Annotated in this window: 22 protein-coding genes and 2 tRNA genes; 5 read left to right on the top strand and 19 right to left on the bottom strand. The window is 49.0% G+C overall.

Going from position 1 to position 23,370, the window contains the following annotated elements:
* Positions 1–199: 199 nt before the first annotated feature.
* The 4 genes from J3999_RS07360 to J3999_RS07345 form a co-directional block, all read right to left on the bottom strand.
* Entirely contained in the window at positions 200–781 is a 582-nt protein-coding gene (locus J3999_RS07360) for a carbonic anhydrase (protein ID WP_208127267.1), read from the bottom strand.
* A 257-nt stretch (positions 782–1,038) separates the two neighbouring features.
* Complete coding sequence (locus tag J3999_RS11880) at positions 1,039–1,092, bottom strand: hypothetical protein (RefSeq protein WP_371811872.1); 54 nt, start codon at positions 1,090–1,092, stop codon at positions 1,039–1,041.
* A gap of 142 nt (positions 1,093–1,234) precedes the next feature.
* On the bottom strand, positions 1,235–2,065 hold the full coding sequence (locus J3999_RS07350; protein WP_208127266.1) for a YitT family protein: 831 nt from the start codon (positions 2,063–2,065) through the stop codon (positions 1,235–1,237).
* 195 nt (positions 2,066–2,260) lie between these two features.
* Positions 2,261–3,472 (bottom strand): argininosuccinate synthase, encoded by a 1,212-nt coding sequence (locus tag J3999_RS07345; RefSeq protein WP_208127265.1) that lies wholly within the window; start codon positions 3,470–3,472, stop codon positions 2,261–2,263.
* Between the two features lie 175 nt (positions 3,473–3,647).
* Here J3999_RS07345 and asd point away from each other — a divergent pair, with 175 nt between their 5' ends.
* The 3 genes from asd to J3999_RS07330 all read left to right on the top strand — a co-directional run bounded on the left by asd (position 3,648) and on the right by J3999_RS07330 (position 5,463).
* On the top strand, positions 3,648–4,520 hold the full coding sequence (asd, locus tag J3999_RS07340) for an archaetidylserine decarboxylase (RefSeq protein ID WP_208127264.1): 873 nt from the start codon (positions 3,648–3,650) through the stop codon (positions 4,518–4,520).
* A gap of 70 nt (positions 4,521–4,590) precedes the next feature.
* On the top strand, positions 4,591–4,929 hold the full coding sequence (locus tag J3999_RS07335; protein ID WP_208127263.1) for a P-II family nitrogen regulator: 339 nt from the start codon (positions 4,591–4,593) through the stop codon (positions 4,927–4,929).
* A 99-nt stretch (positions 4,930–5,028) separates the two neighbouring features.
* Positions 5,029–5,463 (top strand): YqaA family protein, encoded by a 435-nt coding sequence (locus J3999_RS07330; RefSeq protein ID WP_208127262.1) that lies wholly within the window; start codon positions 5,029–5,031, stop codon positions 5,461–5,463.
* Between the two features lie 16 nt (positions 5,464–5,479).
* Here the strand turns inward: J3999_RS07330 and J3999_RS07325 are convergent, their stop codons facing one another.
* The 5 genes from J3999_RS07325 to J3999_RS07305 all read right to left on the bottom strand — a co-directional run bounded on the left by J3999_RS07325 (position 5,480) and on the right by J3999_RS07305 (position 11,936).
* Positions 5,480–7,951, bottom strand: coding sequence for a Lon protease family protein (locus J3999_RS07325; protein ID WP_208127261.1), 2,472 nt, complete (start codon positions 7,949–7,951; stop codon positions 5,480–5,482).
* Between the two features lie 214 nt (positions 7,952–8,165).
* Complete coding sequence (locus tag J3999_RS07320; RefSeq protein ID WP_208127260.1) at positions 8,166–8,936, bottom strand: class I SAM-dependent methyltransferase; 771 nt, start codon at positions 8,934–8,936, stop codon at positions 8,166–8,168.
* Positions 8,937–8,950: 14 nt separating this feature from the next.
* Entirely contained in the window at positions 8,951–10,384 is a 1,434-nt protein-coding gene (ntrC, locus tag J3999_RS07315; RefSeq protein WP_208127259.1) for a nitrogen regulation protein NR(I), read from the bottom strand.
* A 3-nt stretch (positions 10,385–10,387) separates the two neighbouring features.
* The gene (gene glnL, locus J3999_RS07310) at positions 10,388–11,473 is read right to left on the bottom strand and encodes a nitrogen regulation protein NR(II) (protein WP_243755366.1); all 1,086 of its coding nucleotides are present in this window, start codon (positions 11,471–11,473) and stop codon (positions 10,388–10,390) included.
* Between the two features lie 208 nt (positions 11,474–11,681).
* Positions 11,682–11,936 (bottom strand): hypothetical protein, encoded by a 255-nt coding sequence (locus tag J3999_RS07305; RefSeq protein ID WP_208127258.1) that lies wholly within the window; start codon positions 11,934–11,936, stop codon positions 11,682–11,684.
* A 158-nt stretch (positions 11,937–12,094) separates the two neighbouring features.
* Between J3999_RS07305 and J3999_RS07300 the strand changes: the two genes are divergently transcribed.
* Positions 12,095–12,862, top strand: a complete 768-nt coding sequence (locus J3999_RS07300; protein ID WP_208127257.1) for a hypothetical protein — start codon at positions 12,095–12,097, stop codon at positions 12,860–12,862.
* A gap of 224 nt (positions 12,863–13,086) precedes the next feature.
* A complete protein-coding gene (gene upp / locus J3999_RS07295; protein WP_208127256.1) occupies positions 13,087–13,710 on the top strand; it encodes a uracil phosphoribosyltransferase in 624 nt (207 codons plus the stop codon).
* Positions 13,711–13,749: 39 nt separating this feature from the next.
* On the opposite strand, the gene J3999_RS07290 is transcribed toward upp, so the two are convergent.
* The 10 genes from J3999_RS07290 to tolQ form a co-directional block, all read right to left on the bottom strand.
* Positions 13,750–16,407 (bottom strand): HD domain-containing phosphohydrolase, encoded by a 2,658-nt coding sequence (locus tag J3999_RS07290; RefSeq protein WP_208127255.1) that lies wholly within the window; start codon positions 16,405–16,407, stop codon positions 13,750–13,752.
* 281 nt (positions 16,408–16,688) lie between these two features.
* Positions 16,689–16,764 (bottom strand) — tRNA-Lys (locus tag J3999_RS07285).
* 51 nt (positions 16,765–16,815) lie between these two features.
* Positions 16,816–16,891: transfer RNA gene (locus tag J3999_RS07280), tRNA-Lys, on the bottom strand.
* A gap of 183 nt (positions 16,892–17,074) precedes the next feature.
* Entirely contained in the window at positions 17,075–17,767 is a 693-nt protein-coding gene (gene queC, locus J3999_RS07275; protein WP_208127254.1) for a 7-cyano-7-deazaguanine synthase QueC, read from the bottom strand.
* Between the two features lie 125 nt (positions 17,768–17,892).
* A complete protein-coding gene (gene ybgF / locus J3999_RS07270) occupies positions 17,893–18,816 on the bottom strand; it encodes a tol-pal system protein YbgF (protein ID WP_208127253.1) in 924 nt (307 codons plus the stop codon).
* A 36-nt stretch (positions 18,817–18,852) separates the two neighbouring features.
* Positions 18,853–19,473, bottom strand: coding sequence for an OmpA family protein (locus tag J3999_RS07265; RefSeq protein ID WP_208127252.1), 621 nt, complete (start codon positions 19,471–19,473; stop codon positions 18,853–18,855).
* A gap of 73 nt (positions 19,474–19,546) precedes the next feature.
* The gene (gene tolB / locus J3999_RS07260) at positions 19,547–20,845 is read right to left on the bottom strand and encodes a Tol-Pal system beta propeller repeat protein TolB (protein ID WP_208127251.1); all 1,299 of its coding nucleotides are present in this window, start codon (positions 20,843–20,845) and stop codon (positions 19,547–19,549) included.
* A 16-nt stretch (positions 20,846–20,861) separates the two neighbouring features.
* Positions 20,862–22,067, bottom strand: coding sequence for a cell envelope integrity protein TolA (gene tolA, locus J3999_RS07255; RefSeq protein ID WP_208127250.1), 1,206 nt, complete (start codon positions 22,065–22,067; stop codon positions 20,862–20,864).
* Between the two features lie 3 nt (positions 22,068–22,070).
* On the bottom strand, positions 22,071–22,532 hold the full coding sequence (locus J3999_RS07250) for an ExbD/TolR family protein (protein WP_243755364.1): 462 nt from the start codon (positions 22,530–22,532) through the stop codon (positions 22,071–22,073).
* Positions 22,533–22,544: 12 nt separating this feature from the next.
* Positions 22,545–23,276 carry a protein TolQ gene (tolQ, locus tag J3999_RS07245; protein WP_208127249.1) on the bottom strand — a complete coding sequence of 244 codons (732 nt, stop codon included), beginning with the start codon at positions 23,274–23,276 and terminating at the stop codon, positions 22,545–22,547.
* Positions 23,277–23,370: the final 94 nt, after the last annotated feature.

Here is a 23,370-nt window from a genome sequence, read left to right as displayed (position 1 = left end):
GTGGCAGCGTGTCTTTCGGCTAAATAGTTTCCCTTTTGCTTTTTTGAACGAGAGGGAAACTTATATTTATCAATGGGCAGAGTCAGGTAATACTCATTAATTTAACTCTGACCTCAATTATTACATAACACATAACCGGCTGCCCCAACCATATGACGAAGCTGTTCAGGGCAGTCCAGGTTGGTAAGATTGTATGGTTTTAATTTACCCTGCCTGCTTCTGTTGCCTCAGGTATTTCAACTAATTCACCAGTTTTGCAATTGTAGATATAGCCGTAAATTGGTATATCGGATGGCACCATTGAGTTATTGCGGATTCGTTGCACATCTTCAACAACACTTTTTGCATTGTCTTTGATAGTCAGCCAGTTGATATACTTCCCATCTGCCGTTCCTCCACCGGCATTACTATCATGCCAGCCAGTTTCGTCTACACTTGCCGTTTTCAGACTGCCAGATAATAAATCCCCCATTATTTCGTTGGTGAATGTTTCCATACCGCAATCGGTATGATGAATAACAAACCACTCTTTTGTCCCTAACAATTTGTAAGAAATCACTAAAGAACGGATGGCATCATCGCTTGCCCTGCCACCCGCATTTCTAATCACATGGGCATCTCCTTCAGCAAGACCTGCATATTTTGCCGGATCTAAGCGAGCATCCATACAAGTTAAAATCGCAAACTGCCTCCCGGGCGGCATGGGCAGGTTTCCTTTTTCGCCAAAGCTTGCGACATATTCAGAATTAGCAGCTGTTATCTCATTAACTATTTTACCCATCTTCACACACCTCTATGGCGTCGCTTTTAATTAGTTAAAGCCCCACAGCGACGATAATGGAACCTAACATTTAGTACAAAGCGTTATTTCCTGGGTGCATTCTATTGAACTGGATTGAAGATAGCATTGCAATACCTATTAGTTAATGCTGTTATTTTGCACTCTTAAAAAGTATTTTTAATAAAAAAGGGCATAAAAGTTAAACCTTCATGCCCTTTTCCATTCTTCGAAGTTACAGTCGCTTAGTCAGACTGTATTTAGAAGTACCGGCCGACAACAATAACATTACCTTTATACAGCTTTACACGCACATTAGCGGAAACGTATTTTTGCGACTTGTCGATCGCCACCTACATCTTTTCCCTTCCAGCTCAAAAGAGCAAAAGGTAAAACTTTAATTTAACTCTAACCCCGATTATTACTTGCCGTCATGCATATCTTTTCTATTTGTAATTACTCCGACGCCTCCATCACCACCACGACACCCGAAGGATCGAATTCCTTAACGATCTGGCGGACGCTCTGTACTTTATTATTATCAATAATGAGCATCAGCAGTCGTCGCTCGTTGCCGGTGTGCAGCATTTCACCCTCTAGAATCATGCCGCCTTCGTGTCCTAATTTATGTATCAACTGCGTCTTAATGGTTTCGGCATTGTCCGAAGAGATATGCACGACTTTCTTGGATGGACGTCCGGAGAGAATAAGGTTGATGCCTCGCCCACTGACGTAGACACCCAATAAACTCCAGAGCATGCTGTCGAGTTCTGGGAAAACAAAGCCTGCCGAAAAGACGATCAAAGCATCGACAAGGACAACCATATTCCCCTCTTTCCAATGCGTTTTGCGAGCAATGATGCCGACAATGATTGACGGGCCGCCCGGAGAGGCACTGGAATGCAGAATGAGCCCTACCCCCAGACCGATAAACATTCCGCCAAATACTGCCGCAAGTAAAGGTTCATGCGTCAAGGCGGGAAGCTTGAAAAACTCCAATAAAATATCCGTGGAGAGCGCGATAACAAGAACCGCAAAGACGGTTCGAAACGCATAACCCCGTCCAATAAACTTCATGCTGATCAGAATCAGAGGAATATTAATCGCTAACATAATCATTCCGACGGAAAAGCCTGTGAAATAGTTGATCAGAATCGCCATCCCCGGAGTCCCTCCGGAGGTAATCTCATTCGGAACCAATAGCAGGCTCACCCCGCTAGCCAGAATCATCCCGCCAATAAGGATCAGCAGGTAACGACTCAACTCTTTTTTGTATTTCGTTTGCATGATTTCCCTTTTTAAAGTGCAGACAAGGCACGAGCGACTATAAGATAGAACGTCCAATATACCGGAAGTGCCGTCATTTTCATTGTCACATAATAACCAGGCATCAATCGATGCCGAACGCACCTGAAACAAAAAAGGCGCGGGTGACAACCCGCGCCTTTCTTTCAACTGCGTTCTGTTAATTAAGAACGTGTTTTATTTTCCGCGTTTTTTCGCCGCAGTACGCAGACGCAGAGCATTCAGTTTGATAAAGCCTTCTGCGTCTTTATGGTTGTAGGCACCACCGTCCTCTTCAAAGGTCGCGATCGCTTCATCAAACAAACTGTTGTCCGAAGTACGACCAACTACAACCACGTTCCCTTTGTACAATTTAACGCGTACCGTACCGGAAACATTTTCCTGAGACTTATCGATCAACGCCTGTAGCATTTCACGCTCCGGCGCGAACCAGAATCCGTTATAGATCATTTCAGCGTATTTCGGCATCAACTCGTCTTTCAAGTGCGCTGCGTTACGGTCAAGCGTCAGTGATTCCATTGCGCGGTGCGCTTTCAACATAATGGTTCCTGCTGGCGTTTCGTAACAACCACGCGCCTTCATACCGACAAAACGGTTTTCGACGATATCGTCACGGCCAATACCGTTTTCGCCACCAACTTTGTTCAGGTATTCCATAACCGTTGCAGGAGACATGGCTTCACCGTTAATCGCCACGATATCGCCTTTCTCATAAGAGATGTCCAGATAGGTCGGCTGATCCGGTGCATTTTCCGGAGAAACGGTCCACAGCCACATATCTTCTTCCGGCTCATTCGCAGGATCTTCGATAATGCCGCCTTCATAAGAGATGTGCAGCAGGTTGGCGTCCATGGAGTAAGGCGATTTTTTACCTTTTTTCTTCTCGATGGAAATTCCGTGTTCTTCGGCATACGCCATCAGTTTTTCACGAGACATCAGATCCCACTCACGCCAAGGAGCGATAACTTTAACGTCCGGCATCAGCGAGTAAGCATTAAGTTCGAAACGGACTTGATCGTTCCCTTTACCGGTCGCGCCGTGGGAGATCGCGTCCGCACCGGTTTCCTGCGCGATTTCAACCAGACGCTTGGAGATAAGCGGACGCGCGATTGAAGTTCCAAGACGGTACTCACCTTCGTAGATCGCATTCGCACGCATCATCGGGAAAACGAAATCACGCGCAAACTCTTCACGCAGATCTTCAATATAGATCTCTTTAATGCCCATCGCCTGCGCTTTAGCTCGAGCCGGCTCAATCTCTTCACCCTGACCGATATCGGCAGTGAATGTAACGACTTCGCAGTTATACTCTTCTTGCAACCACTTAGCGATAATTGAGGTATCAAGGCCGCCAGAGTAGGCTAAAACGACTTTTTTAACTTCGGACATTGCTGATTTCCTTTCCCGGTTTCTTAAAAATTTTGTGTCTTCTATGAATTGCGCGGATTATACCTTAAAATCCACATCTTAGAGAAATAAACAAAGGGATTTTAGGTGGATTTTTTTATCTGCCGGTCTCTGCTTAAATGATGATTTTACAGCCCTCTCAAGGCGGGACGACACTATGACCAAGTTACTCGACTTTTTTAAAGTCACTCCTCAATATCTTATTCCGCAGCACCTGCTGTCGAGCCTGATGCACTGGTTTATGCATGTCGAGGTGAAGTGGATCAAGAACGGCATTATCAGGCTGTTGACCCGACTGTACGGAATCAACCTCGACGAGGCCGCCAGCAGCGACCCGAACGACTACCCGCACTTCAACGCTTTTTTCACCCGTGAATTGAAAAAAGACGCCCGCTTAATCGATGAAACTCCGAATTCCTGGTGTTCCCCGGTTGACGGTCTGGTCAGCCAGTCATGCAAAATCGAACAAGGTAAAATCCTTCAGGCCAAATGCCACTACTATTCGGTCGAAGCTTTGGTTGGCGGCGACATCGAATATGCCAAACAGTTTCATAACGGTGATGCGGCAGTTATCTATCTGTCGCCGAAGGACTACCACCGCATTCACATGCCATGTGATGCCAAATTGATTTCCATGACGTATGTTCCGGGCGATCTTTTTGCGGTCAATCCGGCTACGGTCAGAAACGTCGAAGGCCTGTTCGCACGTAACGAACGTCTGGTTCTGCGCTTCGAAAACGAACAAGGGCCTTTCTGCCTGGTTATGGTGGGCGCAATTTTTGTCGGCTCGATGGAAACCGTTTTCCAGGGCAAAATTACGCCGGAATACCGCCCGACCATCGAATATTGGGATTATTCGGATCAGGATTTGCATTATACAAAAGGGGATGAAATCGGCCGTTTTAATATGGGATCGACCGTTGTTCTGATGACTCCGGAAAATCAAATGCCCGATTTAGGAAAAATCCCTGCGAATACCCCTATTCAAATGGGGCAACATCTGGCAGACTATCCAGATACATTGGCGTAAAGATCATATAAGACCAAAAATAAACCAAGTAGAAAAATCCGCGCAAAGACCAAGTTAATTGAGGAAAACAATGAAACTGATTACAGCTATTATCAAGCCTTTTAAATTAGATGATGTTCGTGATGCCCTTCATAATATCGACATTCACGGTATGACGGTAACCGAAGTAAAAGGTTACGGCCGCCAGAAAGGTCACACAGAGATGTACCGTGGCGCGGAATACGTTGTCGACTTCCTGCCGAAACTGAAACTGGAAATCGCCATCAGTGCAGACGTTGTCGAAGCGGCGGTTGAAGCCATCATCCAATCTGCGCAAACCGGGAAAATCGGTGACGGTAAAATCTTTGTCACCAATATCGAACAGACCGTTCGTATCCGTACCGGTGAAAGCGGAGCCGAAGCGCTTTAAAATCGACCATACGGCTTTGCGCAACTTAGCACCCAATCAATTTTCTCAAATGCTAGGTCAAAGCAAAGCCGCTTTCTTGATGCCTGCCTCTCTCTTAACTTGTTCGACTATCTAACCCTTTTTATCTTGGCTTTACTGTCGGCTACCTTACTGCCCGGCGGCTCGGAAGTCTATCTGCTGACTCTCGCACAGGAACCGCAATCCGTAATCTGGCTTCTCTGGCTGATCGCAACTATCGGTAACACCCTTGGCTCGGCAATCAATTACCTGCTTGGTCGCTATCTGCTGCATTGGCAGGATCGAAAATGGTTTCCAGTCTCTCCAGCCCAGCTGAACAGAGGACAGAAATGGTTTAACCGCTACGGTTACTGGTCACTGCTTCTGGCATGGGCACCGTTGTTCGGCGATGCGCTAACCTTGCTGGCTGGCATTATGCGCCTGAAATTTATTCTTTTTTTGCTTTTGGTCTTTACCGGTAAAGCAGTTCGCTACGCCTTGGTTCTCGGAGTAGCTCAGGGCATCGTATTACTTTAAAAAACGCCCCGGGCCTTCAGCTGTCTTTACTGCTTCTTCTCTTCGACAATCGGTTTTCTCCATGATCGCTTTTGGCAAACTGCTGCTGAAGTGCAGCGAAGTGCACCAGCTTTTTATCGATCAATGCATTCAGGGTTCCGGTCGGGTATTTTCCATCGTCCTCGCGCATTCCCATCTCAACACCGGTCAATAAGGTCATTGCTTCATCAATCTTCGATACCGCATACAAATGGAATTTACCTTTCTCGACTGCCTGAACGATTTCCTCCTTAAGCATCAGATGCTGGATATTGGAGTGCGGAATGATAACTCCTTGCTCTCCGCTGAGACCGCGCTCGCGACAAATATCGAAAAAGCCTTCGACCTTTTCGTTGACCCCACCGATCGCCTGAATTTCACCATGCTGATTCACCGATCCGGTAATTGCCAGACTCTGTTTAAGCGGCACTTCAGCAATCGCCGACAGCAAAGTACACAGTTCGGCTGCGGATGCACTGTCACCTTCCAGTGAACCGTAAGACTGTTCGAAAACCAAGGTCGCGGACAGCGCCAGAGGTCGTTCTCGTGCATAATGGGAAGCGAGATAGGAAGAGAGAATCATCACGCCTTTGGAGTGAATCGCTCCGCCCAGTTCGACTTCGCGTTCAATATCAATCACTTTTCCGCTGCCAAGACGAGCTGTTGCCGTAATCCGTGAAGGCCGACCAAAAGCGTAGCCGTCCAACTCCATCACGCTCAAACCATTGACCTGGGCTACGGCTTCTCCGGAGGTCGCAATCTTATAAATACCGCGGATAACCGCTTCCTGTAAGCGCTCCTTGATCTGCCCCATCATAAACAATCGCATCTCGATCGCCTGTCGGACATCTTGTTTGGCAATCGATTCGCGCCGCTGCTTACGCGCCCAATGATCTGCCTCGACCAACAAATCGCTGAGATTTCCCATATGCAACGAAATCCTGAAAGCGTCCTGCGCCATACGTGAACTCTGTTCAATCACTTTTTCCACCGCATTCCGATCCAAAGGCAATAAATGGTTTCGCTGTTGAATTCCAGCAATAAGACGGACATAGAGTTCAATGTTATCGTCATCGCGAATCATGTCTTCCGAGAAATCCGCCGAGACCTTAAACAGACGACTGAACTCGGGATCGTAGTGCTTCAATAGATAGTACAAAAGACGGCTCCCGGTCAGAACCACTTTGATATCCAGCGGAATCGGCTCCGGCTGCAGAGACGTTGTGCTGGCCAGACTCATTAACTGTTCAAGCGATTCGATTTTGATTTCACGCGACGACAGCGCGCGTTTCAACCCCTCCCATGCATAAGGAGAACTGAGAATTTTACGTACATCCAAAACCAGATAGCCGCCGTTCGCCTGATGCAGCACTCCCGGTTTTATCAGCGAAAAATCGGTAATCAGAGAGCCGAAATGGGCAATGTGTTCGATACGGCCAATCAGATTCTGATAACTGGGATGATCTTCGAATACAACCGGCGCCCCCTGAGTAGCGGTGTGGTCGACCAGAACATTGACCTGATAAGCGTTAAACTCCGGCGGCAGTTTGTTGATTCCGGTCTGACTGGAATCTTTCATTTCCGCTGCATACTTGCGGAACAGATCGGTATTTTCAATGACGTCTTCGGTCACTTTATCGACAAAATGAATCACCGAATCTAGTTCAAGATATTTCTGCTTCAGGTCTTCGGCATACTGTTTTACTGTGCCTTGCGAAACTTCGCGGTTAAGCTGTTTTACCTTGGCCCGACTCTCTTTCTGCCATTTAGGAATCTGCCGCAGAATGCGCTTAAGCTCGTCGCGGACCTCTTCGACAACCTGAGTGACCGCCTGCTGTTCTTCGTCCGGAAGCTGCGAGAATTCCTCCGGCGACATGACCTTATCGCCCTGCTTGGGCCCGAGATTCCAGCCGCTCGGTGTACGCATCATCATGATATTATTCTTTTCCGCCTTGGCGGCCGCTTCGTCCAGACTCTGCTCTTCGCGACGCAAATACTCTTCATTGATCGTCTGCAGTGCGGCGTGATATTCATCACTTTCAAATGCGGCCGGCAAGGCGATCAGCAAATCATCGATGAAACGTAGCATATCCTGCTGAAGCTGGCGCCCCATTCCCTTAGGTAAAGACAGAATCAATGGCTTATGCGCCTGTTCAAAATTATTGACATAACACCAGTCGCTCGGCACGGCCGTCTCTTCGGCCTGTTCGCTCAGCAGTTCGCGAATCGTCGTCTGCTTGCCCAGCCCGCTTGAACCGAGAACAAACAGGTTATAACCCTCTTGTTTGATGCCGATGCCGAACTTCAGCGCCTGCATCGCCCGTGACTGGCCTAAATGCTCTTCCAGCGGCTCAAGTTCGGCTGTCGTCGCGAAGGGGAATCGGCTTAGATCGCAAGCATGGTACAGCTCTGACTGCTTGACTGATAATTGATCGGCAATGGATTGAGAGTTTCTCGACAGGCTTTGCATAACACCATCCCTAATAGGCATTTTTAACAGGTCGACTACCTGTAATAATTAACTGCAATGCCCTGAGGATAGCACGCTGTTCATCGGAAATGGATCGCTTTTTACGAATAAATACGCAAAACTATAGAGAGATCAAGAGGTAAACCATCTACGACGGAATCCCGAATCACGCGGCGAGTTTAAGCGTTACATGAATAGACTGGATGACACGGTTTTACAGAATGGAGACGGCAACACGGTTGATCTGCCGTCTGTTGGCTCGGCCTTCGCCAAAAGGGATCAATTCCCAATCCCAGCTTTCTTCCTCCGACGGCGCTTCGACTTCCCACCAGGTATCCAAGCGGTCGGTCTCTTCGTCATAGACGTTATATTCAACCGATTCTCGGTCGGCAATCAGGCAAACCCGACCCGGAAAACGTTGCAGGTAATCAAGATGTGCACGAATCAGCTTTCTGCCTATCTCATCCGCCTGATGTTCCGAGATGCGGTTGTTAACAATCAGCTGGCGCACTGGAATCAGTGGCAACTGGGTAATCAGGTTTAAAGAAACCACCAGGTCGACCTGCTCGTCGTCCAGCCAGCGTGACGGCTTATGAATACTCGGATCACCGTCAAAGATATCCTCCAGGGATTCGGTGACATCATGCTCGATGAGTTGAACATTAGTATACACAGCAGCCTGCCTGCGGGCCGCTTTGAGAAACACCAAATCGACCAGCAATACCTGCTCAAAATGCCGCGCCAGATAGTCTAAAGGAACATCGCGCAGGGAACCGGCTCCGATAATCAATACCGTGTGCCGATGATCAAGATCCTTGGCGGCATTGACAATCGTTTGTTCACAATAACGGTAATGTTTATCCCACTGTCTGCGACAACGTCTGGCACGGGCGGCCATGGCAATAGCTTCTTTCAGAAACCCCTTGTTGCGAACATAAGAAAATGCAACCGGTGTCGTAAGGTATTGCCAGATTTCCCGTATCACAGGCCTGAGCCCTCTTAATCTTCTAATCCCAAAGCCTGCATCTTGCGGGTCAGGGTATTGCGCCCCCAACCAAGCAGCGCTGCCGCTTTCTGTTTGTGCTGACCGCTCGCCTTGAGAGATTCCTGAATCAGCACCGTTTCGAATTTCGGCTCAGCCGAGGTATGCAATCCTTCTTTCCCGGTGGACAAGAACTGCTGCGCCCAGCGTCTTAAAGGTGTTTCCCAGTTATCGTTTTCCAGCTCACCGGAAAGATCTTCGCTCGGTTCCTGAAGTTCCAGCGGAAGATCTTCGATATAGACCGTCTTGTCCGGTGCCATAATCGTCAACCAGGTACAGAGGCTGCGCAGTTGGCGGACGTTCCCCGGCCATTGCTGCGCAGAAAGAAATTTCTCGACCTCTTTACTGAGCGTTTTCTCTTCCAGACCAAGCGCCTTGGCTTCCTGCTCCAGGTAATAACGGGCCAGCAGCGGAATATCTTCACGTCTTTCACGCAAGGCCGGCACCTTGATGCGGATAATATTCAAGCGGTACAGCAAATCTTCACGGAAGCGGCCTTCGCGTACCAGTTTTTCCATATTCTGGTGAGTTGCGGCCACAATTCGCACGTTGGTGTGAATCGGATTACGGCCACCGACGCGATAGAAACTGCCGTCGTTGAGAACGCGCAGCAGTCGCGTCTGCAAGTCAACCGGCATATCCCCGATTTCATCCAGGAACAGCGTACCGCCATCGGCCTGTTCGAAACGCCCGATGCGCTGCGAATGTGCTCCGGTAAAGGCACCTTTCTCATGCCCGAACAGTTCCGATTCAAGCAGTTCCCGCGGAATCGCCGCGGTGTTCAAGGCGACAAAAGGACCTTCGGAACGCGGGCTCAACTCATGCAGCGCTCTGGCCACCAGTTCTTTACCCGTCCCCGTTTCCCCGTTAATCAGTACGGTTACATCCAGTTTGGAGACGCGCCCCAAAACACGGAAAACTTCCTGCATCGCCGGTGCGCCACCGATGATGTTCAACGGTTGCTTACTGGCCTTGTTGCTGCGTCGCGACTTGACCATGCCGCCGGAAAGATAGCGTTTTACGGCACGTTCGATCAGAGAAGTCGCCTCATCTATATCGAACGGTTTCGGAAGATATTCAAACGCTTCGCTCTGATAGGATTTCACCGCCGTATCCAAGTCGGCGTGAGCGGTCATAATAATGACCGGAATCTGCTTATCTTTCTCATGGATCGCTTCCATAAAGGTCAAGCCATCCATGTCCGGCATGCGAACATCGGAAAGAACTGCCGAGGGAGGAAAATCCTCTATGCTTTTAAGAGCCATCAGAGGAGAATCAAACACCTTAACAATATACGGTTTGTCCTCTAAAGCGGCTTCCAATACCCAGCGGATAGAGGCGTCATCATCCACCACCCAAACAATTGGCATTACTTCCATTTCCTCACTCATTTTCTAGCGTTCCTTCTGCTTCAGTGGAAGATAAACATTAAATGTGGTTTTACCCGGCTCGCTTTCCGCTACGATCAAACCTTCATGCTGCCGCAGGACATTCTGCGCCACCGGCAATCCCAGACCCGATCCCTCTTTTTTCGAACTGACCATCGGGTAAAAAATCGAATCGAATACTTCCGGAGGAATGCCTTCGCCTTCGTCGGTAATGCTGATCATGGCGACCAGAGGATAGGTCTGGGTTCCAAGGGTGAACTTATGCTCGACCCGTGTTTTGATCGTCAAGAGTCCGCCGAACTGTTCCATCGCCTGGATCGCGTTCTTGATCAAATTCAGCAAGGCCTGCACCATGGCTTCAAAATCAACCGTTACTTCGGGAATCGACGGGTCATAGTCCAGTTTGATATAAACATTTGCCGGCTTTTCCCCTTCGATAATCTGCAGCACATAGCGGATAATCTCGTGGATATTATGCGCCTCTTTATGCGCCGACTGTTTCGGCCCCAGCATCCGATCGACAAGGTTTTTAAGACGCTGCACTTCACGGGAAATAATTTCCAGAAAGTCATTCGCTTTGTCTTCCGGTTCATAGCGTCGTTGCAAAAGCTGAGTTGCGCCGAGAATACCGGCCAGAGGATTTTTTACTTCGTGCGCCAGCGTTCTGATCAGCAGGTTGCCCGCTTCGTACTGGTGCCAACGTTCGTCCTCTTCTACGATTCGATGGTGACGTTCGGTGTTGTAAAGTTCAAACAGCCAGCCTTTTTCGTCGCCCAGTTCGTAAGGCGAAATGGTACAACTGACACGAACCTTAAACAGGTCGCTCTGTTCTACAACATATTCGTGAATGGTGATTTTTTTCTCGTTCGCCAGACTCAGGGAGTCGATTAAATCAGGCATCAGCATCTGCCATCTGGTGCCTAGCACCCGGTTCGGACTGAGTTGAAAAATCTCCCCGGCGGCAACATTCATAAAGGCGATCTCTTCGCTTTCGTTAACCCAGATTACCGCTGTCGTCAGCCCTTCCAGAACTTCACGAAAAAATTCTGTCTGTCCAGTCGACATAAGGTTCTGTTTACTTTTTTCGACCATTCAACTCCACCATTTAGAGACTCTGAAGAGCCCAGTCATTTTCGGCGCTTGCAAGCAAGCTCCGTCTGATTAATTTCAAGAAGGTTTGCAGGCAAGATCTCTGCATAACTCCCCGGCCTGGAATGTAAAACCAGCCGGTTTCGAGAGTCCCCTACCAAATAATGTTCCAAAAACGATAAAAGTGGCTAATAAAGCTTCGAGAACCCAATTATTTCGTTTGCGCCATCATTTCCCGAACCACCTCCGGATCGGGAAATGCGAAGATGTAAATAACCAGAAAAAGGACATAAAAGACAAAGCGTCCCAGCCCTTGAAACTGAAGTCTGGGGTGACTGATTACCGCAATCGCAAGGCCGGAGACTATCCCGCCAACTGCGCCCAGTGTCGCCGCCAGCATTGCCAAGAGGGCACCAAGCGCCATCATGTAGTAGTGCCAAGTAAACTTTGCTTTTTGTTGATTCATTGCTAATATCCTTGCTAAATCAGATTCAGCCGTAAGTGGCCAAGCGCATGATGCGCTCATTTTACTCGAAAAAGAAACAGATTACTTACTCTAATTAACTGTTTTAGTGCATGCTTGCACCAAAATATTTTCTCAAATAAAAGGTTATAGGAAGCAGTATGAAAAACCCTATTGTTGTCGTTGGGCTAGGCGAACTGGGCAGCGTTTTCGCTCGTGGATTTCTCCGTCTTGGTTACCCGGTTCAAGGTGTCAATCGTGATCAAAATATGACCCAGCTAGCGAATGATATACCAAACCCGGAAGCCGTGTTAATTTCAGTTGGTGAAGCCGACATCCATCAGGTGCTTTCGGAAATTCCCGACAGCTGGAAAAACAAACTGATTCTGCTGCAAAACGAACTGCTTCCACGCGATTGGAAAGCCGCTGATCTGCCGACGCCGACGGTTATTTCCGTCTGGTTCGAAAAGAAAAAAGGCATGGATTCAAAAGTGGTACTGCCCTCACCTATTTTCGGCGAGAAAGCCAAACTGGTTTTTGACGCCCTGGCTAAAGTCGATCTGCCGGCTTATATTGTCGACAGTGAAGAGGAGCTGCTGTATGAACTGGTACGCAAGAACCTTTATATTCTGACCACCAATATCGCAGGACTGGAAGTCGGCGGAAATGTCGAACAGCTTAAAAACGAACACGTCGACGTAATGCAGGCTGTCGCGCACGATGTTCTGGAGGTTCAATCCTATCTGAGTGGACAGACCCACGATGTCGAACGATTGATTGCAGGGATGCTGGAAGCATTTGACGGTGATCCGCAACACGGTTGCATGGGACGCTCCGCTCCGGCTCGACTGAAACGCGCTTTGAGTTTTGCCGACCACGCCAATCTTGAAGTGCCTAAGCTGCGAGAAATCGCCCGCAACGCCTTGTAAACAAGGCAAACCAACAGCTGCCGTCCGGCAGCTGTATTCTTCCTTGCGCTAAGCAAGCACATCGTTGAAATGTCTACCGGTATATTTCAGCACGACAAATCCGCCCATTCGGTCGAGTAATGCCCTGCCTCATTGCAACCGCCTTCCTTTCCGGAAAACTATTCATACACCAAGTATTTGCTAGAATACGGGTCTAATATTCACTTTTTACTATGAGTAACGCCATGCTTGTTGAACTCACCCACCCTCTTGCCAAAGACTTGGTTAATCGACTGCGCTCGACTCGGACGGAAGCATCTGCATTCAAGGAAATTATCGAAGAACTGAGCCGGATCCTGATTTACCGTGCTCTGGAAGAGATCGATTTACAGCCGAAAAAGACCCAAACCTGGCGCGGCGAATCCGAGTACCCGCGAATCAACCAGCAAGACATAGTCCTCATACCGATCATGCGTGCCGGGCTTCCGATGCTCGACGGGCTTTACGCCTTACTTCCGCACGCGCCAAACGGTTTTATGGCGATGCGCCGAGACGAAGTAACTCATGAAGCCAAACTTTACTACGATAGAATCCCGGACTGTACCGACAAAACCGTGATTCTTCTGGATCCGATGGTTGCCACAGGCGGATCACTAAACGATGCCGTCGCGGTAATTCGCGAACGCAGTCCGAAAAAAGTCATCTCTTTGAATATTATCGGGGCTCCGGAAGGCATTCAACGCGTTCGCGAACGTCATCCGGAACTGGACATATATATTGCCCAAATCGACGAGCGCCTGGATGAAAACAAATTTATCGACCCCGGTCTGGGTGATGCCGGCGACCGCGCTTTTAACACGCCGGAATAAGCACGACGCCTTCCTTGTCAGTGGTCGGATGGAGTTTAGCTACCCCAATCCGGCCAATTTTTTAAGCTGCTGAACGCCTTCCTCTTTGTGCACACTGAGACTGGCAAAATCCACCGAAATAGCGACCGTTTGCATAGCGGTATTGGCAACCAGCTCTTCAGTGTCCAAATGCAGATCAGCAGGACTTAGAATAACGAAATCATCCCCCATAACACGGAAAACAATGGCTTCGTCCTCAAGCCCCATCAAATACTCCGCAACCGATTTCAGCACCTCATTCCCCTTGAGCCAGCCGGCATGCTGGTTCAGTTCGGCAAAGCCGTGCAGACAGACCAGCTTCGCATGTTTGAATTGAGGGTCCAGGCCGTTAATCAGCATAAATTCCAGATAATTTTCGTTATAAGCCCCGGTCAACTGGTCGTTGAAGAAATACGCGAAGCGTTGCTGTTCAATTTCCGTTTTCGGCAACTGCTTGGCTTCTTCATCTACAATCACGTTACGCAGCACTATTTGCGCGGCCGCAACCACCTCCTCGTCGTAATGGCGGCCGGCCAGCTCGTTCAACTCCAGCAAAGCGGTTTCCACCGATTTACGCGGCTTATAGATTCGATAGGACGTCATGGCATCGAACGAATCGGCAACCGCCATAATGCGCCCTTCCAGAGGAATCTGTTCGCCTTTAAGACCTTGGGGGTAACCGCTTCCGTCAACCCACTCATGGTGGTGGCGCATGATTTCCGCCAGATCCTGATACATTTTAATTTTGGAAAGCGTCTGATAGCCCGCGGTAACGTGCTGCTGGATCAACTTATATTCCAACGGCGTCAGTTTACCGGGCTTCAGCAGTACCGAGTCCGGAATAACAATTTTACCTACATCATGTAAAACCGCCGCCCGATATAGCCTCTCTACGCTCTCTTCCGGTAATTCCATCTGACGCGCAATCAAAGCAGAATACTCTGCTACTCGCTGGGTATGCCCGGCAGTATAAGAGTCGCGCTGTTCGATCAAATCGACCATTGAAAGAATGGTTTCTTCGTAATTACTGATACGATCCTGCTGCAGGCGAATACGCTCATTACGCTGCTCAAAGGCATGTACGGCAAAGCCCAGATCGCCCGCCAACTGCTCCAGCATACGCATCTCTTCATAATCAAACCCTTCTTCACGCTCGCTGAAAACCACCAGAACACCAAACGGCAGATTGAATGCATCCTGGCGAAGTGGCAGTGCGACCACACTGCGACATCCCAAGAGAACGGATGGCAATTGCTCCTGAAGACTTTGATTTGCAGAGATACTGCGTAACGCCAGACTGTCTTCATCTGTATCGAGCAGCGCTCGCATCTGTTCGGCCGAACCGAAAGATCTGGCGACAATTTGTAATTCCTGTTGCAGCCCATCCTGCCTTGCGACAGGAGCCTCATCCGCAATGCCCTCTAATTTTCCAACCCAGGCGAAACGGTAGTCAGGATGAACGATCAATCGGTCGCAGGCTGCTTTGAGCATCTGTTGCTCCGCATCGGAGGTAATAATAATCTGATTAACGTCAGCAACCGTTTCCACCACTCCGCGCAGCAACCGTTCATGCAGCATAAGCCCTTCGATCTCTTCGGTACGTTCGGCCACCCGGTTTTCCAGACTGGCATTCAGATTGCGCAATTCCGCATGATGTTTCTTAAGACGCTGGTTCATGCTCAATACATAAAAAGCCATAGACAGAAGCAAAATCATCGACAGAGTAAGGATGACCAGCCAATACCAGTAGTGCTCGAAAACCTGCTGCCAGCTTACCTCACGCAAATAGGCGTAAGGGCCGACCTCCAATTCTTTCAGCGCATCGTGCACGCTCTGATAATTCAGAGGCAAGGTCCAGCCTGCCAGATTGGAATTTTGAAAAGACGGGTCCTGCGATGAAATCTGCATTAAAGCGACGGCGACCTTAATCGCCAGAGCCTCACTGACTCCGGAAACTTTAGCAATCGGCCACTCGGGATAGAGGTCCGTACTGAGCATATAAGGAAAACCGGCAATATGCCTTGGCGCCAGAACAACAAATTCGTTCAGCGAAATCCCGCCTTCGGCGGCCATCTTCTCCAGAGTTCCGGTCCGTACGATCCCGACATCAGCCTTCCCTTGAGCAACCGCATACACCACGGCATCATGAGTGCCGATAAACTTGACGCTCTCAAGATCACGATCGACATCTATCGCGTGATTCTTCAGTTCTCGCCAACCGATCTGCCAGCCACCGAAAGACGCCGGATCCACTGCCGCCAGATTCAGTCCCTTGAGGTCTCTGAGTGTTTGTATATCCTCTCTATCGGCTCGCGTAAAAATTACACCGCCGTAACGCTTTAACTCGCTGCCGTTGACACCTTTGGTTCGCATGGTTGCGACTGGAGTAATGCCGTCGTTTTTTTCCAATTCAACATAGAAGGCGGGATTGGCAATAATAAAATCCACCCTATGCTGGCGAACCAGTAAACGGGTTTCTTTAAAATCCAATGGAAGAATGGAGAAATGGTGCTCGGGAATCTGCTGATTGAGTTTTTCGGCAAGCGGTTGCCAATCGAGCATGGCTTTTTCTTCACCGCGAAGAGCGAGTACGCCGATACGAACTTCCGCGGCAGAAGCATTCCATCCCAACAAGCAAAAAACAACAATCAGTGTTCTTTGTAAAAGCCGTTGCGGCATATCGAATCCTCTCGTTCGAGAATACTTGGTCGGTTCGATTTCAAACAAATTCCGCTACAGAATATACATGAAATACTCATTAATCATTAATTCTCGTTAATAGAGAGTATAAAATAATCCACGAGATGGATAGGGTAAAAATACAATAACCCTAAAATAAACGACACAAGAGATAAAGACGAGCTTGAGTTGCCTGCATTGACGAGATAGCTTTTGACGCTGTGACTATCCGGGAAATAAAAAACCCCGCCAAATCAGAGATTTGACGGGGTTTCAAAATATGGTGGGTCGTGCGCGGCTCGAACGCGCGACCAATTGATTAAAAGTCAACTGCTCTACCAACTGAGCTAACGACCCATATTGTATGGTGTCCAATAACTTAATGATTAAAGTTAAAGGTTTATTCCGTGGTGGGTCGTGCGCGGCTCGAACGCGCGACCAATTGATTAAAAGTCAACTGCTCTACCAACTGAGCTAACGACCCGTTCGGAATGCGGCGTATTATACAAGCCTGAAGCTTTCGCGCAAGTCCTTTTACGCATTTTTTTACAACTTTTTTTTCAATTCAAATGCCGGTTTTCGCCATGCTGGTCAAGCCTCAGATAAATGCTTCTGTAAAATCAAACGCTTAGCAGTTAATTCCATTTCTTTTGCGTGACATACAGTTTTATGCACCATTTTGGTATAAGGTTGGATCCTCGACTCCGGCTTCTTTAAAGCCTTGCTTTCTTAAACGACAGGAATCGCAAACGCCGCATGCCCGCCCCTGATCATCGGCCTGATAACAGGAAACGGTCAAAGCGTAATCAACCCCCAATTGGTGGCCGGTCTGGATGATTTCGGCTTTGGATAAATCGATTAACGGAGTCTGAACACTTAGGTGATGTCCTTCAACGCCAGCCTTGGTTGCCAGATTGGCCATTTTCTCATAAGCTTCGATAAATTCCGGGCGGCAATCGGGATAACCGGAATAATCAACGGCATTGACGCCGATAAAAATATCATCGGCACCGATCACCTCCGCAAGTGCTAAAGCATAGGATAAAAACACGGTATTTCGAGCCGGAACATAGGTTACCGGAATGGTATCTTTTTCCACCCCGCCAACCGGAACCGCCATCGAATCATCGGTTAAAGCCGATCCACCGATCTGGCGCATATCGACATTCATCACACGATGTGTCTGAGCGCCCATGCTTTTAGCCAGGCGCTCGGCCGCATGCAGTTCAGCCCTGTGGCGCTGCCCGTAGTCGAAGCTCATCGTATGGCATTCAAAACCACGATCTTTGGCGATCGCCAGGACGGTGGCCGAATCCAATCCGCCGGAAAGTAAAATGACGGCTTTTTTGCTCTCTTGCATTCTCTACTCGCTTATTCATTCGGAAATTTGGGTTTCTTGCCGACTATTATAACGGGCGAAAACAAAAAAACCCGCGATGAACCGAAGATTCACAGCGGGTTGGGTATCAACAGAAGCATCGGCTTTTACATTTTTTCCAGACGCTTCTGGGCGTTATTCGCCGCACGGCTTTCAGGGAAGAGGTTTACCACCTCCTGATAGACCTGTTTTGCCTCGTCGAGACGCTCAAGCTTTTCCAGCGCATCCGCTGATCGAAGCATGGAATCGGAAGTTTTCACAGAATCCGGGTAACGTAGATAAACTGCTTGAAAAGCCTCATACGCCTTAGCAAACTGGCCTTTGATAAAGTAACCCTCGCCCATCCAGTAGTAGGCATTGGCAGCCAGATCACTTTCAGCAGAATTTTCGATAAATCCGGAAAAAGCCTTAATTGAACCGTCGTAATCTGAACTGCGCATCAGACCGAAAGCGTCCTGATAAGCCTTTTTCTCTTCGGTGGTTGCCGGACGGGTCTTGATCGGCAATACGGAGGCTGGTTTTGCAGTCTCTTCACTCTGAGATTGCTGTGCCGTTGCGGTTGTCGTTTGCGCTACTGCGCTAACCGCTGAATCTGCCTGCTTATGCGCTTCGGCAACAGGTGTCTGAGTTTGAACCGGTACCGATTTAAGGGTACGCAACTCATCTTCCAGAACGATGATTCGCGCCCCTTGCACCGTAAGCTTTTCGTTCATTTCATCGAGCCTTGCCTGCAGATCCGCGAGTGCTTTCTGCAAGTCCGAGTTCTGTGGCGTATTGGCATTACCGCTCACCGCCGCAGACTGTGGCATATCACGCTGAATACGATCCAACTGATCCTGAAGCCCTTGAATTTCACGCTCCTGATCGTTGATCTTGCGAGTCATCTCCAGCATGACCGGATTACTGGCCATACGTTCCAGACGCTCAAGGCGCTGCTCGATACTCTGAGCCTGAGCCGAAGAGGTTACAAAAAGCAGTGAGAGCGATGCCGCAAGCCAAACCTTTTTAACTGATACATTTTTTGGATTCATTCCTGTCCCTGTTCAATGAGTGCACCGATTAAAGAATTACTTCAATTCAATTTCCACACGGCGATTTTTTGCCCAGGCCGCTTCATTACTTCCCAGAGCAGCCGGAAACTCTTCTCCCATACTGACCGCTTCCAAACGCTCCGGAGCGATGCCTAAAACAATCATCGCCTTCTTAACCGCAGCGGCACGTTTTTCGCCCAATGCCAGATTGTATTCCGGCGAGCCGCGTTCATCGGTATGGCCTCGCAAAATGGCACGTCGTTCCGGGTTAGCCAGAAGCACTTCAGCATAATAGTTGACGGTTTCCATCGACTTTGGATCAAGGTCATACTGATCAAAACCGAAATAGATAACCGGTTCATAAAGTGCATTTTCCAGTTCGTAAGTCGGAAGATTCGGGTCCAACAGATCAACATTATCCATGCCGTCCAACGGATCGACGCTGCCCATCGATTGACCGTCCGCACTGATCACTTCAACCCCCTGAATTTGTGGTGAGTTCAAGTCTTCGTTCTTAAGTCGGAAACCATCCAATCCCGGAGCCGTGTCGCCATCAGAACCGTCCAAAGCCTGATCGACATCTTTTTGCGGTGGCGTACTACAAGCCGCCAGAGAAGCGCTCAGTGCCAAGAGTAGCACTTTGGAAAAAGTTTTCATTTTGTCTCCTTATGCACCGTTTTAAACGGGCTACTGATCTAGAATTCGTTTACAAACACCTTGGCATACACTTCTAGCGATTAAGGTAAGGCCCCCACGCCGGCTCACGCACTTCGGCATTTTTAACCTGCAGGGTCTGCGAAGTTTTACCGTCGACCGTGACCACAGCCAATTGACCGCGTCCGCCCTTATTCATCGCATACAGAATCATCTCACCATTCGGAGAAAAGCTCGGTGACTCGTCAAGGAAAGTGTCGGTAATCACCTCGAACTTTTTGGTTTGCTGATCAAGCAAACCGATATGGTAACCGCCGCCACCGTGAACCACGGCGACATAGCGTCCGTCCGGCGAGACTTCAGGGTTTGAGTTGTATTTGCCTTCAAAGGTAATGCGCTGGACATTCATGCTATCCAGGAAAACCTGAAAAACCTGCGGCTGACCACGACGATCCGAGTTAAAGAATAACGATTTACCATCCGGCGCCCAGGTCGCTTCGGTCTCGATTGCACGATCACGAGTCACTTGCTTCAAACTTCCGCTGGCGACATCCATAATATAGATATCCGCATTACCACCTTTGGATAAGGTCAACGCCAATTGAGTGCCGTCCGGAGACCAGGCCGGAGAACTGTTAATCCCGCGATAACCGGCAATCTTTTTACGATAAGTTCCGTCCAGACTCTGTACATAGACCTGTGAACGGTTTTCCTCGAAAGAGACATACGCCAGTTTGCTACCGTCGGGCGACCAGCTTGGCGACATAATCGGTTTGCTCGATTTTAGGATCGGTTGCGGGTTGTAACCGTCCGCATCAGCCACTTCCAAGGTGTAAAAACGCTGTTTGGCACCACGCAACATAGTCACATAGGCGATTTGAGTATTGAAAGCACCGCGGATACCGGTCAGCTCTTCATAGACCGCATCACTGATCTGGTGCGCGACCTGACGCAGACTCGCTTCCGGAACGTTGCTCCAGCGCTTGCCCATTACCTGTTCTTTGCGCAATACATTGACCAGACGCATATCCACCTGATAGAAACCATTGCTCAGACGGATGACCTTACCGATCACCATATTGTCGATATTCATCGGACGCCACTGGGCATAATCGATTTCGTTCAGTTCGCTCGGCAGCGCCGGCATCTGTCCGCTGGACAACGGCTTAAAGCGACCGCTGCGTTTCAGGTCGGCCGAAACCACCTGGGCCAGATCCTGAACTCGGCGATCGGAGCTTTGAAAAGGCACGACGGCGATCGGTAATGCATTATCAAAACCCTCACTGATCTCGATCGTCAAAGCGGCTTTCGACTGCGCCGAAAACAACATCAAAATCAGACTTAAACTTAGCGCCCACAAGTTTCGATAATGCATTTTGATTTCCTACATTTTAAGGTTTAAAGGTAAACAGAATCTCTTTTTCATACACTTCCGGTACCGGAGCCTGCGGCAGCGGCGACGCGCGGTAGACCGCGTTTACGGCAGCATCCTGAAACTGCTTGGATGCCAGAGAGTTACAGTTCAGCACTCGCGCCGAAATAATCGAGCCGTCGCGACGCTGCAGAATATGCAAATCACATTGCGCCTCAGGCGATACATTTGCCGGTGTACGCCAGTTGTTTTTTACTTTGGCGGCGATTTCGGTGACATAGCGAACTTTCAGACTTTGAATCTGTCGGTTACGTTCCGCTTCCAGACGCGCACTCTCTTCGGCTTTCAACTGACGTTGCAGTTCGGCTTCGCGTGCAGCCTGCTCAGCACGCTGGCGTTCCAGCTCTTTACGCTTGATTTCTGCTTCCAGCTCACGTTTGCGCTGTTCTTCCGCCAAGCGTTTTTTCTCGGCCTCTGCCGCTTTACGCTGAGCTTCCAAGCGCTTCTGTTTTTCCGCTTCGGCACGTTTGCGCTCTTCTTCGGCCTTGCGTTTTTCCTCTTCCGCTAAACGCTTCGCTTCCAGTTCTTTCTGACGGGCTTCTTCGGCCAAACGTTTCGCCTCTTCGGCTTTGCGCTTTTCTTCGGCCGCGCGTTTACGCTCTTCTTCAGCTTTACGTTTTTCCAGTTCAGCTTGCTTGCGCTGTTCTTCAGCAACCCGCTTGGCTTCCTCAGCCTTACGTTTTTCTTCTTCCGCTTTACGTTTTGCCTGCAGTTCTTTCTGTTTCTGTTCTTCAGCCTGTTTCTGCGCTTCGGCCGCTTTACGCTTTTCTTCTTCGGCTTTAAGACGCTGCGCTTCTGCCTGACGTTCAGCTTCCTCAGCCTTACGCTTTTCTTCGGCAGCCTGACGTTTTGCTTCCTCTAGACGCTGCTGTTCCTGCTGCGCCTCTTGCACCAGACGTTCTTTCTCCTGAATGCGTGCTTGTTGCTGCTGTTCGATTAATTTAATCTGTTCCTGAACCTGTTTGGCATCGACGGTACGGGTCTGCATCGGTTGCACAAGATTCGGCTGTGGATTCTGAGGTTCCTGACCGGCCTCCGAACCGATCTCGATTTTAACCGGATCGCTGAACAACTCCCACTTGATCGCCAACAGCGTAAAAATGCTCAGGTGCAGCAAAACCGCAAAAGCAAAAGATTTCGGATATTGCTTCAAAAAATCCAGCATCGCTTAGCGCTCCTGAATTTCAGGTTGCGTAATTAACGACACATTGTTGACCCCGTTGGCCTGCAACAGCGTAAAGATTTGAATCACTTTACCATAGGGCGCGGAACTATCCCCCTGGATATAGAATTGCTGTTCCTGATTGACCTGGGAACGTGCCACGACTTCTGCGACCAGATTCTGGACTTCACGATCACTGATGATAATATCCGGCTGAGCCGAAGTGCGGTATAAACCGTCGCGGGTAATGGTGATTACAAACGGAGGCGCTACTTCCAGCTGCTCGACGGTTCGCTTTTCGACTTCCGGTGTTTTCGGGAGATCCACACTGACCGCCTGCTGAACAATCGGAGCCGTCACCATAAAGATAATTAACAGAACAAGCGTAACGTCGATATAGGGAACGACATTGATCTCCGCCATCAGGCGGCGTTTTTGTCTGGAACTGCGCATACCTTGTCTGAACATGGCAAATTCCTCTTAAGCTTCGGACACGTTTTGAACGCTTGGCTGAGATTCCGTTTGTTTTTTGTTGCCGGCCTGCAGATGATGCGCCTGACGCTGAAGAATACTCATAAACCCTTCGGCAAAGTTTTCATAATCACTCAAAAGGCGATCCACTTTTGTGCTCAAACGGTTATAGGCGATAACCGCCGGAATAGCGGCGAACAAACCGATTGCCGTAGCAATCAGAGCTTCCGAAATCCCCGGCGCAACCGTGGAAAGGGTCGCGTTTTGCACATCACCCAGCGATTGGAAAGCGTGCATAACACCCCATACTGTCCCGAACAGTCCGATATAAGGCGCGGAAGAACCGACGGTCGCCAATAACGGCAAACGCAGTTCCAGTTCGTCCGCCTGTCGGCTGAACGCGATTTTCATCGCTCTTTGAGCTCCCGCCAGCAAATCGTTGGAGTTGGCCACGCCCTGTTTCTGCAAACGCATAAACTCCTTGAAGCCATCGGCAAAGATAACCGCCATCCCTTCGGAAGTATCGCGGGTAGCTTCGACTTTATAGTAGAGATTGGTAAGATCCTGCGCTTCCCAAAAGTCGTTTTCGAAGTTACGCGCAGTTTGCAGAGATTTTTTCAACTGGTAGGATTTGGCAATGGCAACGGTCCAAGCGGCAATAGACATCACGGCCAAAATTAACATAACGATTTGAACGACCGGACTGGCCATTAAAATGAGATCTAAGATACCGCTATCCATATTTGTTAACCCTACTCTAAAATATATCTGTCAAAAGAAAATTGTATTATTTTTATTGGCGTTTAATATCCGACTGCACAGCGTATTGAATACC

The organism is Thiomicrorhabdus sp. 6S3-12 (assembly GCF_017571475.1).
Classification (GTDB): Bacteria; Pseudomonadota; Gammaproteobacteria; order Thiomicrospirales; family Thiomicrospiraceae; genus Thiomicrorhabdus.
The sequence above is the reverse complement of the archived record's forward strand: the minus strand, read 5'-3'. Positions and strand labels throughout refer to the sequence as shown.

Bases quoted from the DNA above. Each gene is read 5' to 3' on its own strand.
- J3999_RS07360 (WP_208127267.1), bottom strand. From the start codon at position 781: ATGGGTAAAATAGTTAATGAGATAACAGCTGCTAATTCTGAATATGTC.
- J3999_RS07350 (WP_208127266.1), bottom strand. From the start codon at position 2,065: ATGCAAACGAAATACAAAAAAGAGTTGAGTCGTTACCTGCTGATCCTT.
- J3999_RS07345 (WP_208127265.1), bottom strand. From the start codon at position 3,472: ATGTCCGAAGTTAAAAAAGTCGTTTTAGCCTACTCTGGCGGCCTTGAT.
- asd (WP_208127264.1), top strand. From the start codon at position 3,648: ATGACCAAGTTACTCGACTTTTTTAAAGTCACTCCTCAATATCTTATT.
- J3999_RS07335 (WP_208127263.1), top strand. From the start codon at position 4,591: ATGAAACTGATTACAGCTATTATCAAGCCTTTTAAATTAGATGATGTT.
- J3999_RS07325 (WP_208127261.1), bottom strand. From the start codon at position 7,951: ATGCAAAGCCTGTCGAGAAACTCTCAATCCATTGCCGATCAATTATCA.
- ntrC (WP_208127259.1), bottom strand. From the start codon at position 10,384: ATGAGTGAGGAAATGGAAGTAATGCCAATTGTTTGGGTGGTGGATGAT.
- glnL (WP_243755366.1), bottom strand. From the start codon at position 11,473: ATGGTCGAAAAAAGTAAACAGAACCTTATGTCGACTGGACAGACAGAA.
- J3999_RS07305 (WP_208127258.1), bottom strand. From the start codon at position 11,936: ATGAATCAACAAAAAGCAAAGTTTACTTGGCACTACTACATGATGGCG.
- J3999_RS07300 (WP_208127257.1), top strand. From the start codon at position 12,095: ATGAAAAACCCTATTGTTGTCGTTGGGCTAGGCGAACTGGGCAGCGTT.
- upp (WP_208127256.1), top strand. From the start codon at position 13,087: ATGCTTGTTGAACTCACCCACCCTCTTGCCAAAGACTTGGTTAATCGA.
- J3999_RS07290 (WP_208127255.1), bottom strand. From the start codon at position 16,407: ATGCCGCAACGGCTTTTACAAAGAACACTGATTGTTGTTTTTTGCTTG.
- queC (WP_208127254.1), bottom strand. From the start codon at position 17,767: ATGCAAGAGAGCAAAAAAGCCGTCATTTTACTTTCCGGCGGATTGGAT.
- ybgF (WP_208127253.1), bottom strand. From the start codon at position 18,816: ATGAATCCAAAAAATGTATCAGTTAAAAAGGTTTGGCTTGCGGCATCG.
- J3999_RS07265 (WP_208127252.1), bottom strand. From the start codon at position 19,473: ATGAAAACTTTTTCCAAAGTGCTACTCTTGGCACTGAGCGCTTCTCTG.
- tolB (WP_208127251.1), bottom strand. From the start codon at position 20,845: ATGCATTATCGAAACTTGTGGGCGCTAAGTTTAAGTCTGATTTTGATG.
- tolA (WP_208127250.1), bottom strand. From the start codon at position 22,067: ATGCTGGATTTTTTGAAGCAATATCCGAAATCTTTTGCTTTTGCGGTT.
- J3999_RS07250 (WP_243755364.1), bottom strand. From the start codon at position 22,532: ATGTTCAGACAAGGTATGCGCAGTTCCAGACAAAAACGCCGCCTGATG.
- tolQ (WP_208127249.1), bottom strand. From the start codon at position 23,276: ATGGATAGCGGTATCTTAGATCTCATTTTAATGGCCAGTCCGGTCGTT.